This window comes from Micromonospora trifolii (assembly GCF_022229005.1).
Classification (GTDB): Bacteria; Actinomycetota; Actinomycetes; order Mycobacteriales; family Micromonosporaceae; genus Micromonospora; species Micromonospora trifolii.
On sequence record NZ_JAKKFD010000008.1, the window covers coordinates 1 to 13,493 of the forward strand.

General features: G+C 70.4%; 12 protein-coding genes and 2 pseudogenes. 6 read left to right on the forward strand and 8 right to left on the reverse strand.

From position 1 onward, the window contains the following. Window positions 1-268: 268 nt before the first annotated feature. From NIE79_RS05365 to rpmH, 8 genes are all read right to left on the reverse strand, one after another. Window positions 269-1,285, reverse strand: a complete 1,017-nt coding sequence (locus NIE79_RS05365) for a ParB/RepB/Spo0J family partition protein (RefSeq protein ID WP_238677488.1) — start codon at window positions 1,283-1,285, stop codon at window positions 269-271. Window positions 1,286-1,312: 27 nt separating this feature from the next. After that, window positions 1,313-2,452 (reverse strand): ParA family protein, encoded by a 1,140-nt coding sequence (locus tag NIE79_RS05370; protein WP_372471415.1) that lies wholly within the window; start codon window positions 2,450-2,452, stop codon window positions 1,313-1,315. A 441-nt stretch (window positions 2,453-2,893) separates the two neighbouring features. Then, window positions 2,894-3,604, reverse strand: a complete 711-nt coding sequence (rsmG, locus tag NIE79_RS05375) for a 16S rRNA (guanine(527)-N(7))-methyltransferase RsmG (protein WP_238677621.1) — start codon at window positions 3,602-3,604, stop codon at window positions 2,894-2,896. A gap of 154 nt (window positions 3,605-3,758) precedes the next feature. Continuing rightward, window positions 3,759-4,379, reverse strand: a complete 621-nt coding sequence (locus tag NIE79_RS05380; protein WP_238677489.1) for a Jag family protein — start codon at window positions 4,377-4,379, stop codon at window positions 3,759-3,761. A gap of 212 nt (window positions 4,380-4,591) precedes the next feature. Next, a complete protein-coding gene (gene yidC / locus NIE79_RS05385) occupies window positions 4,592-5,581 on the reverse strand; it encodes a membrane protein insertase YidC (protein WP_238677622.1) in 990 nt (329 codons plus the stop codon). A 2-nt stretch (window positions 5,582-5,583) separates the two neighbouring features. Continuing rightward, window positions 5,584-5,880, reverse strand: coding sequence for a membrane protein insertion efficiency factor YidD (gene yidD / locus NIE79_RS05390; RefSeq protein WP_238677490.1), 297 nt, complete (start codon window positions 5,878-5,880; stop codon window positions 5,584-5,586). Further along, window positions 5,877-6,293, reverse strand: coding sequence for a ribonuclease P protein component (rnpA, locus tag NIE79_RS05395; protein WP_238677491.1), 417 nt, complete (start codon window positions 6,291-6,293; stop codon window positions 5,877-5,879). Before rnpA ends, yidD begins: the two co-directional genes overlap by 4 nt. A gap of 34 nt (window positions 6,294-6,327) precedes the next feature. Beyond that, the gene (rpmH, locus tag NIE79_RS05400) at window positions 6,328-6,465 is read right to left on the reverse strand and encodes a 50S ribosomal protein L34 (protein ID WP_007453904.1); all 138 of its coding nucleotides are present in this window, start codon (window positions 6,463-6,465) and stop codon (window positions 6,328-6,330) included. A 626-nt stretch (window positions 6,466-7,091) separates the two neighbouring features. Between rpmH and NIE79_RS34310 the strand changes: the two are divergent. The 6 genes and pseudogenes from NIE79_RS34310 to NIE79_RS05425 form a co-directional block, all read left to right on the forward strand. Next, window positions 7,092-7,416: pseudogene (locus tag NIE79_RS34310) on the forward strand (chromosomal replication initiator protein DnaA); the annotation flags it as partial. 80 nt (window positions 7,417-7,496) lie between these two features. Beyond that, a pseudogene (dnaA, locus tag NIE79_RS05405) lies at window positions 7,497-8,921 on the forward strand (chromosomal replication initiator protein DnaA); the annotation flags it as partial. A gap of 777 nt (window positions 8,922-9,698) precedes the next feature. Next, window positions 9,699-10,832: a DNA polymerase III subunit beta gene (dnaN, locus tag NIE79_RS05410; RefSeq protein ID WP_238677492.1), complete on the forward strand. Its 1,134-nt coding sequence runs from the start codon at window positions 9,699-9,701 to the stop codon at window positions 10,830-10,832. Between the two features lie 40 nt (window positions 10,833-10,872). Next, window positions 10,873-11,745 (forward strand): phosphogluconate dehydrogenase (NAD(+)-dependent, decarboxylating), encoded by an 873-nt coding sequence (gene gnd / locus NIE79_RS05415; RefSeq protein ID WP_091396544.1) that lies wholly within the window; start codon window positions 10,873-10,875, stop codon window positions 11,743-11,745. Between the two features lie 16 nt (window positions 11,746-11,761). Next, the gene (recF, locus tag NIE79_RS05420; protein ID WP_238677493.1) at window positions 11,762-12,895 is read left to right on the forward strand and encodes a DNA replication/repair protein RecF; all 1,134 of its coding nucleotides are present in this window, start codon (window positions 11,762-11,764) and stop codon (window positions 12,893-12,895) included. Continuing rightward, the gene (locus NIE79_RS05425) at window positions 12,885-13,493 is read left to right on the forward strand and encodes a DciA family protein (protein WP_238677494.1); all 609 of its coding nucleotides are present in this window, start codon (window positions 12,885-12,887) and stop codon (window positions 13,491-13,493) included. The genes recF and NIE79_RS05425 overlap by 11 nt, the downstream gene beginning before the upstream one ends.

Sequence of the window (13,493 nt, forward strand, 5' to 3'; positions counted from 1 at the left end):
CCGCCCGCCGCCCGCCGCCCGGGGATTGTGCTGTGCCGCGTGCGAGCCGGCCCGACCGACCCATCCCGCTCACCGCTTTCCGCCGATGCCTCCTGCCGTCGGAGGGGTACGCCGGGTTGCTGGGCGGAGCCGAGGACGGCGACGAAACCACAGGGCATGCCGACCGGCCGATCAGAGCCGCCCGGCTGTTTCACGTGAAACGCGACGACCCCGGAACGCAGAACGGCCGCGCCCCCAGTGGGTGGCGCGGCCGTGGGCGAGCGGGGGGTCAGTCCTCCCCGCCCTCCTCCTGCTGCACTCCGATGATCCCGACGATCCGCTCAAGGTCGTCCACCGTCGCGAACTCGATCGTGATCTTGCCCTTGCTCCGGCCGATGTCCACCTTCACGCGGGTGTCGAACCGGTCGGACAGCCGATCGGCGAGATCGGTCAGGGCCGGCGCGTGCGCCTTGGGTCGGCGTTTCGCGGCCTGGCCCTTCGCCGGCCCGTCGTTGAGCGCCAAGGCCACGATCTCCTCGGTCGCCCGAACCGACAGTCCCTCGGCCACGATCCGCAGGGCCAGCTGTTCCTGCGCCTCCGCCTCGTCGAGGCTCAGCAGAGCGCGAGCGTGCCCCGCCGAGAGGATGCCGGCGGCAACCCGGCGCTGCACCTGCGCGGGCAGGTTCAGCAGGCGGATGGTGTTGGAGATCTGCGGGCGGCTCCGGCCGATCCGGCGGGCCAACTCCTCGTGGGTGGCCCCGAACTCCTCCAGCAGTTGCTGGTAGGCGGCGGCTTCTTCCAGCGGGTTCAGGTTGGCCCGGTGGATGTTCTCCAGCAGGGCGTCGCGGAGCATGGCGTCATCACGGGTGTCCCGGACGATCGCCGGGATGCTCTCCCGCCCCACCGCCTGGGCGGCCCGCCAGCGCCGCTCGCCCATCACCAGTTCGTACTTCTCGTCGTCGAGCTGCCGAACGACGATGGGCTGGAGGAAGCCGACCTCCTGGATCGAGGTCTTCAGCTCCTCCAGCGCCTCCTCATCGAAGACCTGGCGGGGCTGCTTCGGGTTGGGCATGATCGCGTCGACCGGGATCTCGGCGAATCGAGCACCGGGCACCGGGCTCAGCACAGGCTCCGGCTCGCGTACTGGCGCTCCGGCGGGCACCTCGGCGACGGCGTCGATGCCGCTGTCGTCCAGGTGCTCGTTCTCCGGCTCGGCCGTCGCGGTGCCAGCGGCACCCGGCACCGGCCCGGTCGGGATCAGCGCCCCCAGGCCCCTACCCAGACCGCCCCGAGGACGGTTTTTCATGCCACGCCTCCCAGCGACTCGTCCGCACTACGCATTCCGGCCCACCGGCTCCTTGACGCCCCGCTCGGCGATCTCCTGGGCGGCCTCGAAGTAACTCGTGGCACCCCGCGAACCGGGATCGTAGGTCATCACCGACTGGCCGTAGCTCGGCGCCTCGGAGACCCGGACGTTGCGGGGGATGACCGCCTGGAGGACCTTGTCGCCGAAGTGGTTCCGGACGTCCTGCTCGACGGCGTCGGCCAACCGGGTGCGGCGGTCGTACATCGTCAGCAGGATGGTGGAGACGTCGAGCTTCGGGTTGAGGTGCTGGCGTACCAGGTTGATGTTGTTGATCAGCTGGTTGAGCCCTTCCAGCGCGTAGTACTCGCACTGGATCGGGATCAGCACCTCCTGCGCGGCAACCAGAGCGTTGACGGTGAGCAGGCCGAGCGAGGGCGGGCAGTCGATGAAGACGTAGTCGAACTCGCCCGGGTAGGCGGCGATCGCCCGGTCCAGGCGCGACTCCCGGGCCACCACCGACACCAGCTCGATCTCCGCGCCGGCCAGGTCGATGGTCGCGGGTACGCACCACAGGTTGGGGATGCCCTCGACCGCCTGTGCCACCTCGGCCAGCGGCACGCTGTTGATGAGGCAGTCGTACACGTCGGGGATGCCGGTGTGGTGCGGGACGTTGAGCCCGGTCGAGGCGTTGCCCTGCGGGTCTAGGTCGACCACGAGCACCCGGTTGCCGTGCAGGGCGAGCGCCACCGCAAGGTTGACGGTGGTGGTGGTCTTACCCACGCCACCCTTCTGGTTGGCGACGCACATGACCCGGGTCCGGTCCGGTCGAGGCATGGTCACCTCGCCACTGGGATTCAGGATCTGCACGGCGCGCATCGCCTCCATAGCCAACGGTGGGTCATCCTCTTCGCGCGTCGGGGTTTCACGTGAAACGTACGTGGGGTCGGCCGCCACGGCAGCCAACGACTCGGTCGAAGCGACCGGCGCGTCGGCGACCACCGCCGCGGCGTCCCGAACGGCCGCCGCAGTGGGTTGGTGTGGGACGGCCGGCTCGAAGCGAACCGCCGCGGCGGTGTTGCGGCGACCCGCTGTCGATCGGACCTCGGCGGCGTTGACCGGTCGACTCGACGCCTCCGGCGTCCGACGACCGCTCGCCGGCTCCGGAATGGCCGAGCCCTCCGGCCGCCCTGCGCCCGACGGCGGGTCGAGCGCTGCCGGCGGATCGCCGTCGGTGGGTCGAGTCGATGGCCCGGTCGCGCCGGGCGACCAGCTTGGGTAGTCGGTTTCACGTGAAACGGGATCGCTGGTCGACCCGGTCACGCGTGGATCGTCGTACCTGCCGTCGTCATGCACCTGTCATCCCTGCCCGCTTCGGATGGTCGGTCCGCGCCCCGGTCAACTTGCCGCATCCTCGCCCGCAACCCGGAGCGTACGGCCCGCGGGAGCGGTCGGAGACCCGCGACGTCCGTCACCCGCTCCACACTATCGACGCGCGGTCAGCCTACGGCGGACGGGCGCGGCCGGTCCACGTCGGGTTCTCATCCCCTCGTCCATCCGTACCGGTACAACGAGGCAACCCACCGACCGGAAGCCCGATGGCGCGAAGTGTCAGCCTCGGCGGGAGCGGCCGCCACGGGCGCGCTTCTTGGCAGCCGGGCGGGCCGGACCGACCATCCGCTCGCGCACGATCTCCACGACTGTGGTGGGAGGGTCGATCACCCCGACGCCGCAGAGCTGCACGGCCGGCTCTCCGCCGCCGAGTCGCGTGACCACTTCGGCGTGCTCCTCGATCTCGGCCGCGGCGGACGAGCCCTTGAGCGCCAGCAGCCGGCCACCGCGAACCGCCAGGGGAAGACTCCAGCCCGCGAGCCGATCCAGGGGCGCGACCGCGCGCGCGGTCACCACGTCTCCGCTGATCGGCTCCCGGCCACTCGACCCGCTGGCTGCCTCATCGGCCCGGCCACGGAACACCCGCACCGACTTGGCCAGGCCGAGTCGCTCGACGACCTCGATCAGGAACGACGTCCGCCGGGCCAACGGTTCGATCAGGGTGACAGTGAGGTCGGGGCGGGCGATGGCCAGGACGAGACCCGGCAGACCGGCGCCGGAGCCGACGTCGAGCACCGTCGCGCCGGACGGGATCCGCTCCGCGACCGCAGCGCAGTTGAGCAGGTGCCGATCCCAGATCCGGGGTGCCTCCCGAGGGCCGATCAGACCGCGGACCACCCCGTCGGTGGCCAGCAGTTCGGCGTACGCGGCGGCCAGGTCGAGACGGTCACCGAAGAGGGTCAGCGCGGCCGGGGCCAGCTCGGGCGGCAACGCCGCGTCGGCCGGCGAGGGGGTGGTGTCCCGCCCGGTCGATTCGGCGTCGACGTCGGTGTCGACGGGAGCGGGACGGACAGCGGACGGCCCGGGCGGCGTGCCGCCCGGGCCGGACACGGCGTCGGCCGTGATGTCGTCGTGGGTCACCCGGTCAGTCCGCCGGCCGTACGACGATGCGCCGGTTCGGCTCCACACCCTCGGACTCGCTCGCCACGCCGGACATGGCGTTGACGACGTCGTGCACGCACTTGCGCTCGAACGCGGACATCGCCTCCAGGCGGACCGGCTCGCCGTACTCCTTGACCTTCTCGACGGCGTTCTTGGCGACCGCGGCGAGTTCCTTACGGCGGTTCGCCCGGTAGCCGCCCACGTCGAGCAGCAGACGGCTCGGCGTACCGGTCTGCCGGAAGACGGCAAGGCGGGTCAGCTCCTGAAGAGCCTCCAGGGTCGCCCCGCGCTGACCGACCAGATTCTGCAGCCGCTCGCCGACCACCTCGACCATCGGACGACCGGCGGCGACCAGCTCGTCGATGTCGCCGTCGTAGTCGAGGATGTCGAGCAGGCCCTCGACGTAGTCGGCGGCGATCTCGCTCTGCCGGAACAGGTCGCCCTCGCCCACAGCCTTCTTCACCCGGGTGCCAGCGGCGGCGGTGTCGGTGTCGTCGTCCGCCTCGGTGTCATCGGCTTCGGTGTCGTCGCCGTCCACCGCGAGCGTGGCGGTCTCCTCCTCGTCCAGGGACTGCTCGGCGCGGGGGATGCTGGTCTCGGTCACGGTCTCATCTCCGTACTCGCTCGGCCGGACCGTCGGGTCCGACTGGTTTCCCGGGGCCGGCGGGAGGTCGCCGGTGCCCACAGGCACGTCTGTACGGGCAGTGTCGCCCGTGGCCGCGCGGTGCGCGGTCGGTTCCGTCCGGCGCCGGCCGTACGGCGGCTGCGCGGTGCGGAACGGGCCGCCGCCGGTGGTCCGGCGGCGGCCCTCGCAGGTCAGCCCTGCCGCTTGGCGGGGCGGCTCTTCTTCGGGTTGTTCGCCGGCTTGGCGCCCGGCTTCGGCCCGGCAACCTTGGGCGCGGCCGCCTTGACCGGTGCCGGCGGGGCGGCCTTGCCGCGACCGAACAGGCCACCGGACTTGGCGGGCTGCACCGGGTTGCGGGTGGCGGCGGGCGCGACCGCCTTCTTGGCGGTCACCGGCGGCGGGAACTTCCGCAGCACCCACTGCTGCTGGCCGAGGGTGAAGAGGTTGTTGGTGACCCAGTAGATGATGACGCCGATCGGGAAGATCGCGCCGGAGATCAGCAGCGACGCGGGGATGCCGTAGAGCATCAGTCGCTGGATCATCCGCTGCTGCGGGTCCTCGGCCCAGCCGGTCTTGAGGATCATCTGACGGCTGGTCAGGTAGGTGGTCGCGATCATGACCAGGACCAGGACACCAGCAATGATCTTCACGGTGGTGCCGTTGGCGCCGAGGCTGGCCAGCTCGTCGGCAGTGGAGCCGAACTTGCCGGCGATCGGGGCGGTGAAGAGCTTCGCCTGCGAGGCGCTCTGGAACTGGTCGGCGGTCCAGCCGTAGAGGGTCTGGTTCCGCTTGTCCGGGTCGAGCCGGCGCAAGACATGGAAGAGGCCCAGGAAGACCGGGATCTGAAGGAACATCGGAAGGCAACCCATCAGCGGGTTGGCCTTCTCCTTCTTGTACAGCTCCATCATTTCTTTCTGGAGCGTCTCCCGGTCACCCTTGTGCTTCTCCTGAAGCTCCTTGACCTTGGGCTGGAGCGCCTGCATCGCCCGCTGCGACTTGATCTGCTTGACGAAGACGGGGAACAGGATCACCCGGACGGTGACCACCAGGAAGATGATGGAGAGGATCCAGGCGAAGTTGGTGCCGATCACCGCGCCGACGGGCACCCCGATGGCGTCCCAGGCAGAGTGCCAGGTCAGCAGGATCCACGAAATCGCGTAGTAGATCCAGTCGAGACTCAGACTCAATTCGGGGCTCCAGTCACATCAGCACGACGGCGGCCGCCCGGCTCCGGCACCGGGTCATATCCACCAGGGTGAAAGGGGTGGCAGCGCAACAACCGCCGGGCCGCCAGCATGGCTCCCCGGAGCGCGCCGTGCCGGACGACCGCCTCCTGGGCGTACGCACTGCACGACGGGTAGAACCGACAGCGAGCCGGCAGTGCCGGACTTATCCACCGACGGTACGCGATGATGGGCGCGATCAGCACCTTGGCACCTGTTGTCGACGGCCGCGGCCTGCTCTGCTCGGTGCCGGTCATCGGGACCGCCGTTCGCGGGGCGACCGGGCCACAGCGATGGCGGCGTCCAGGTCGGTGGCGAGCCGAGGGTACGACGCCTGCGCCGCGGCGGGGAGCGCACGGACGACCAGGGTGCTGCCGGCGGGCAGGTCGGTCAACCGTTCCCGGACCAGCGCCCGCAGTCGGCGCCGGACCCGGTTACGGGTCACCGCGTTGCCGACCGCCTTGGACACGACGAAGCCGGCACGGGACGGCACGGACGACTGCTCCGCACTGTTGTCCCGTACCGGCTCCGGCGAGGTCGGTGTGCTGGGGTCGGCGGTCACCGCCACGGCCAGGTGGACCACGACGGCGCCACGTCCGGCGCGTCGGCCACCGCGAACCGCTGCGGCGAAGTCAGTGCTGCGCCGCAGTCGCTGTGCGGCGGCCAGCACGACTGCCCACGTCCCCTGGACCGGCCCGGTCGGCTCAGGCCGACAGGGTGGTGCGACCCTTGGCGCGACGGCTCGACAGGATGGCACGGCCGGCACGGGTGCGCATGCGCAGCCGGAAGCCGTGGGTCTTCGCGCGCCGGCGGTTGTTCGGCTGGTAGGTGCGCTTGCTCACGTCAGGCTCTCCGTTTTCGTACGCGCCCCGCGCGACGGGATCGCCGGGGTCGTGTGGTGGTCCAGGCCACCTCGAGGGTGGCCCACGATCGGTGCTGTCCAGCGGAGCGGGGACCTCGGCAATGCGGGGATGCGACCGCGGACAGCAAGCACCCATCACCCTAGCAGAGGGCGAGAAAGCAGCCGTTCCAGCCTACGCAGGGGTGCAATGACCGTCAAACACCCCGAGCAGTGGACAACAGGACGCGCCCGAGGCCGGAGGGCGGTTTTCGCTGATGCCGACAAGGGCGCCGCCGCGTCGCCGGTTGATGGCGCAGGGACAACGCTGTTACCGTGCCCGATTGCGGTGAGCGTCGGAAGCTCCGGTCGTCGCGCAGGCAAGACCGGACAAGGCAGTGAATCGTTCGGCACGGTGAACCCGCTTCAGCGCCCGATCAGGCAGGGGCAGGTCCCACCCGCGTCCGGCGGCGGCCACAATCGGTCGGTACACAGGCTGTGGATAACTTGTGGATGACCACCGGTCGACCGTCCGGGTGGGTGTTGTTCCACCCGCGAACGCGGCGGGCCCGGGACGGCCGGCTGGCAGACAGCGGCGGCCGGGAGCAGAAGCGAGGGGGTGGCACGACGGTGGCCGGTACGACCGACCTTGCCGCAGTGTGGTTAGCGGCGACCGACGAGCTCGCCGACGAGATCATCTCCGCCCAGCAGCGTGCCTATCTCCGCCTGACTCGGCTGCGAGCGATCGTCGAGGACACCGCACTGCTCTCCGTTCCGGACGCGTTCACCCGCGACGTGATCGAGTCACGACTGCGCCCGGCGATCACCGAGGCGCTCACCCGCCGGCTGGGTCGACCGATCCAGGTCGCGGTCACCGTCCGGGTGGCCGAGGACGCCACCGGCCGACCGGCCGGCACCGTCTACCGCAGCGCCCCGGAGACCGGGCAGCTCGACATCGACGGCCCCGGCATCGGGCCGTTCGACGACGACCAGGGCTCTCGGCAGTCGTCCGACGCGATGATCCCCGAACAGTCACCCGCGCCGCGTACGCCCGATCCGGTGGGGCCGCCCGCACCGGCGGGTCCGCCGCTCGCACCGCCCGTGGACGGGCATCGCGCGGGGTTGATCCCCGCCAGCAGGGACGGACAGGAGGCGTTGTTCAGCGCCGCCTTCGCGGAGCCCCTGCGGCCCTCCCGCCCGGGCCCGGACCGACGCGGCTACGACGAGCAAGCCGGCCGCCTGGACCCGCCCGGCCCGGACACCCGGCCGTACGAGCCCCGCTATCGGGACGACTCGGCGTCGCCGCGCGACCAGCACGTGATCCGTTCGCTCCCCCGGGACAGCGGTACGGACAGCGGCCCGGGTCGCAGCGCTGTGGACCATCGGACCGGTGGTCGTGACGACCGTCGGTTGCCCGGTGCCGACACCGGCGGCAACCGGCTCAACCCGAAGTACATGTTTGAGACGTTCGTCATCGGCTCGTCCAACCGCTTCGCCCACGCGGCGAGCGTGGCGGTGGCGGAGTCGCCGGCCAAGGCGTACAACCCGCTGTTCATCTACGGGCACTCCGGGTTGGGCAAGACACACCTCCTGCACGCCATCGGGCACTACGCCACGACACTCGGCAACGCCCGCTCGGTCCGGTACGTCTCGACCGAGGAATTCACAAACGACTTCATCAACTCGCTCCGGGACGACAAGACCAGCGCGTTCCAGCGGCGCTACCGCGACGTCGACATCCTGTTGATCGACGACATCCAGTTCCTGGAGAACCGCGAGCGCACCCAGGAGGAGTTCTTCCACACCTTCAACACGCTGCACAACGCCAACAAGCAGATCGTGATCACGTCTGACCGGTCGCCGCGGCAGCTCGCCACCCTCGAGGACCGGATGCGGACCCGGTTCGAGTGGGGGCTGCTGGCCGACATCCAGCCACCGGATCTGGAGACCCGGATCGCGATCCTGCAGAAGAAGGCGGCGCAGGAGCGGATGTACGCACCGCCGGACGTGTTGGAGTTCATCGCCTCCCGGGTGTCGAACTCGATCCGGGAGTTGGAGGGCGCGCTGATCCGGGTGACCGCCTTCGCCAGCCTGACCCGGTCGACGGTCGAGCTGTCGCTGGCCGAGGAGGTGCTTCGGGACTTCATGCCCGACGGCGCCGGTCCGGAGATCAACGCCGACCAGATCATGGCGTCGACCGCTGACTACTTCGGGGTGAGCCTGGAGGATCTGCGCGGCCAGTCCAGGTCGCGGGTACTGGTGAACGCGCGCCAGGTGGCCATGTACCTGTGTCGGGAGTTGACCGAGCTGTCCCTGCCCCGGATCGGGCAGGCGTTCGGTGGCCGGGACCACACCACTGTGATGCACGCCGACCGCAAGATTCGGCAGCAGATGGCGGAGCGCCGCTCGCTGTACAACCAGATCGCCGAGCTGACCAACCGGATCAAGCAGAACAGCTGAGGCGTACGACAGCCCTCACGGCGGCGCTCAGCCGCGGGACACGCCCGACCGGATCTCCGGTCGGGCGTTCTTTTTTGGTAGGTCAGCTGGACTCTCGACATGGTGGAGACCACAGGATCGAGGCCGTGACCGCCTCGATCCCCACTCGTTGTCCACAGCTCGTTATCCACCGTCGGTGGATAACTACGGTCCGTCCTCCGCCAGTTACCCACAGGCTGTGGAGAAACCCTGTGTACGAGGCTGTGGACGCCTGGGGACGACGGTCAGGTTATCCACCGATCTTCATCAACCTGTGCATGAGCTGTTGAAGGTTCTGGGGATGACGGCAATGGTGATCTTCCCCGCGATCCACAGGCTTGGGGAGAAAGTCGGTGGATTACCGGTGGACAACCGGTGGACAACGGTGGACAACCGGCCGCCGTCGCCGGGCTGTGGACACACAAGCCGGTTGTACCCCGGGTTCTCCACAGCTAAATCACCGGTGGATAACCTGTCTGACCTGCGCATACCTCGGTTTTCCACAGTTTGCACAGGTGCGATGAAGACGATGAGTTATCTCTTCTAAGAGAACAAAAACCAATCATCACCGTTGGGCTTTCTGTGGATCGGGCCGAACGCTGTCGGATCAGCCGGTCAGCATCGACACGATCCATGGGGTCGGGCGCACAGCCGATGTCCCCGCGCCCTAAGGTGCGATGGGTACCCGCACGGTCGGGCGGGACGGTAGGCAGCGGTCGGCATGAGAGAGTTGTCGCTGACGTCGACGCGGAGGCATTGATGAAGTTCCGAGTGGAGCGCGACGCGCTCGCCGAGGCTGTGGCGTGGACCGCGAAGAGCCTGCCCAACCGGCCATCCGTACCGGTGCTCGCCGGGGTGATGCTCCGCGTCACCGACGGCAACCTGCGGGTCTCCGGGTTCGACTACGAGGTCTCCAGCCAGGTAACCGTCGAGGTGCAGGGCGACGCCGACGGCGCCGCGCTCGTCTCCGGCCGCCTGCTCGCCGAGATCACCAAGGCGTTGCCGGCCAAGCCGGTCGACATCGCCGCGGTCGGCGCGCATCTCGAGCTGGTCTGTGGCAGCGCCCGGTTCACGCTGCCCACCATGCCGGTGGAGGATTACCCCGCGCTGCCCGAGATGCCGCAGAGCGCCGGCACCGTCGACGCCGCCGCGTTCGCCACCGCTGTGGCCCAGGTGGCCATCGCCGCCGGTCGCGACGAGACGCTGCCGATGATGACCGGTGTCCGCGTCGAGCTGTCGGGCACCACCCTGTCGATGCTCGCCACCGACCGTTACCGGTTGGCGCTGCGCGAGATCCAGTGGCAGCCGGACGACCCCGAGGTGAGCATCAACGCTCTGGTGCCCGCCCGCACCCTGAACGACACCGCCAAGGCCCTCGGCCCGCTGGGCGGCGAGGTAACCCTCGCCCTCGCCCAGGGCGCTGCGGGCGAGGGCATGGTCGGCCTCGCCGGCGGCACCCGACGCACCACCAGCCGGCTGCTCGACGGCGCCAACTACCCGCCGGTGCGGTCGCTCTTCCCGGCCACGCACAACGCCGCGGCGCGGGTGCCGGTCAGCACGCTGATCGAGGTGGTCAAGCGGGTCGCGTTGGTCGCCGAACGAACCACCCCGGTGCTGCTCAGCTTCAGCGCCGACGGCCTGGTGGTCGAGGCCGGCGGTTCCGAGGAGGCACGGGCCAGCGAGGCGATGGAGGCCACCTTCACCGGTGAGCCACTGACCATCGGCTTCAACCCCCAGTACCTCATCGACGGTCTGGCAAACCTGGGCGCCCAGACGGCCGTGCTCTCGTTCGTCGACGCCTTCAAACCCGCGGTGATCTCCCCCGCCGGCGAGGATGGCGAGGTCATTCCGGGGTACCGGTACCTCATCATGCCGATCCGCGTCTCGCGCTGATCGCGCCCAGCAACACCCAGATCCACGGAGGTAGAAACACATGCAGCTCGGCCTGGTAGGACTCGGCCGTATGGGCGGCAACATGCGGGAGCGGTTGCGTTCGGCCGGGCACGAGGTGGTCGGCTTCGACCACAACGCGCAGATCAGCGACGTCACGACCATCGCGGGCCTGGCGGAGAAGCTTGAGTCGCCCCGCGCGGTCTGGGTCATGGTGCCCGCCGGTGTCACCGACGCCACGATCGACGAGCTCGCCGAGGTGCTCGGCGAGGGCGACATCATCATCGACGGCGGCAACTCGCGCTTCAGCGACGACGCGCCTCGCGCGGAGCGGCTCAACCAGCGGGGCATCGGCTACATGGACGTCGGGGTCTCCGGCGGCGTCTGGGGCCGGCAGAACGGGTACGGACTGATGGTCGGCGGCGCCCAGGAGCACGTGGACCGCCTGATGCCGATCTTCAACGCGCTCAAGCCGGAGGGTGAGTTCGGTTTCGTGCACGCCGGCCCCGTCGGTGCCGGGCACTACTCGAAGATGGTGCACAACGGCATCGAGTACGGCCTGATGCACGCCTACGCCGAGGGCTACGAGCTGATGGCCGCCTCGGAGCTGGTGACCAACGTGCCGGGCGTCATCAAGTCCTGGCGGGAAGGCACCGTCGTCCGTTCCTGGCTGCTCGACCTGCTGGACCGGGCGCTCGACGAGGACCCGGAGCTGGCCGACCTGAGCGGCTACACGGAGGACACCGGCGAGGGTCGGTGGACGGTCGACGAGGCGGTCCGCCTGGCGGTGCCGCTGAACGTCATCACCGCTTCGCTGTTCGCCCGGTTCGCCTCGCGGCAGGACGACTCGCCCGCCATGAAGGCCGTCTCCGCGCTGCGTCAGCAGTTCGGTGGCCACGCCGTCCACAAGCGCTGAGCGGTATCCACAACCTGTGTACGTTCACCGGCTGGAACTGGTCGACTTCCGCTCGTACGAGCGGGTGGCCGTCGACCTCCAGCCGGGAGCGAACGTTCTGATCGGCGCCAACGGCGTCGGTAAGACCAACCTCGTCGAGGCGCTGGGCTACGTGGCGACCCTGGATTCGCACCGGGTCGCCACCGACGCGCCTCTAGTCCGGATGGGCGCCACGTCAGCGGTGATCCGCTGCGCGGTGGTGCACGACGGCCGCGAGCTCCTGGTCGAGCTGGAGATCGTGCCTGGCAAGGCCAATCGGGCCCGACTGGGCCGCTCACCGGCGCGGCGGGCCCGGGATGTGCTCGGGGCGCTCCGGCTGGTGCTCTTCGCCCCAGAAGATCTTGAGCTGGTCCGGGGCGACCCGGCCGAGCGCCGCCGCTACCTGGACGACCTGTTGGTCAACCGGCAGCCCCGGTTCGCCGGCGTGCGGGCCGACTACGAGCGGGTCGTCAAGCAGCGCAACGCGCTGCTGCGAACGGCGTACCTGGCCCGCAAGACCGGTGGATCACGGGGCGGCGACCTCGGCACCCTCGCGGTCTGGGACACCCACCTGGCCCAGCACGGGGCGGAGCTGCTCGCCGGCCGCCTGGAGCTGGTGGCCGCGCTCACCCCGCACGTGGCGAAGGCGTACGACGCGGTGGCCGCCGGTCGAGGGGCGGCGAGCATCACCTACCGGCCCTCGGTCGAGCTGGCCGAACCGACCACCGACCGGGCCGCGCTGGCCGAGGCGCTGACGGCGGCCCTGGCCGCGTCCCGCTCCAACGAGATCGAGCGGGGCACCACCCTGGTCGGCCCACACCGTGACGAGTTGGCACTGAGTCTCGGCCCGCTGCCCGCCAAGGGGTACGCCAGCCACGGTGAGTCCTGGTCGTTCGCTCTCGCGCTGCGGCTGGCCGGGTACGACCTGTTGCGCGCCGACGGCATCGAGCCGGTGCTGGTCCTCGACGACGTCTTCGCGGAGTTGGACACCGGCCGCCGGGAGCGGTTGGCGGAGCTGGTCGGCGGGGCGAGTCAGCTGCTGGTCACCTGCGCGGTGGACGACGACGTGCCGGCCGCCCTGCGCGGCACCCGCTATCAGGTCGGCGAAGGGACGGTACGCCGTGTCGGATGAGCCAGGCACCAAGCGGCCTGCGGCCGGCGACGGCCCTGCTGCGCGTACCCCCAAGGCGGCGGAGGGATCGGCGGGCGGTGGGTCGGCGGCCGCCAGCGGCCCGGAGCTGGCCCGGGCGGTCCTCGACGCGGCGCTGTCGCGACGGCAGGCGGCGGCCCGCGCCCGGCGTACCCCCGGCGGTGGCGATGCTGCCGGCGGCTCGGGGCGGCGGCTGCGCGGCTACTCCGGCCCCGGCCCCGACCCGCGCGATCCGCAGCCGCTCAGCGCCGTGCTGAACCGGCTGGTGAAGGCGCGGGGCTGGCAGCAGCCGGCGGCCGAGGCCACCGTGTTCGGCGCCTGGGAGCGGGTCGTCGGCGCGGAGGTCGCGCAGAACAGCCGCCCGGTGAAGTTGGAGAACGGCGAGCTGACGGTGGAGGCGCGCTCGACCGCCTGGGCCACCCAGCTGCGGCTGCTCGCCGGCTCGCTGCTCAAGCAGATCGCCAGCGAGGTCGGTCACAACGTGGTGCGCAAGCTGCACATTCACGGCCCGGCCGCGCCCTCCTGGGGGAAGGGCCCACGCCGGGTACGCGGCCGGGGCCCGCGCGACACGTACGGCTGA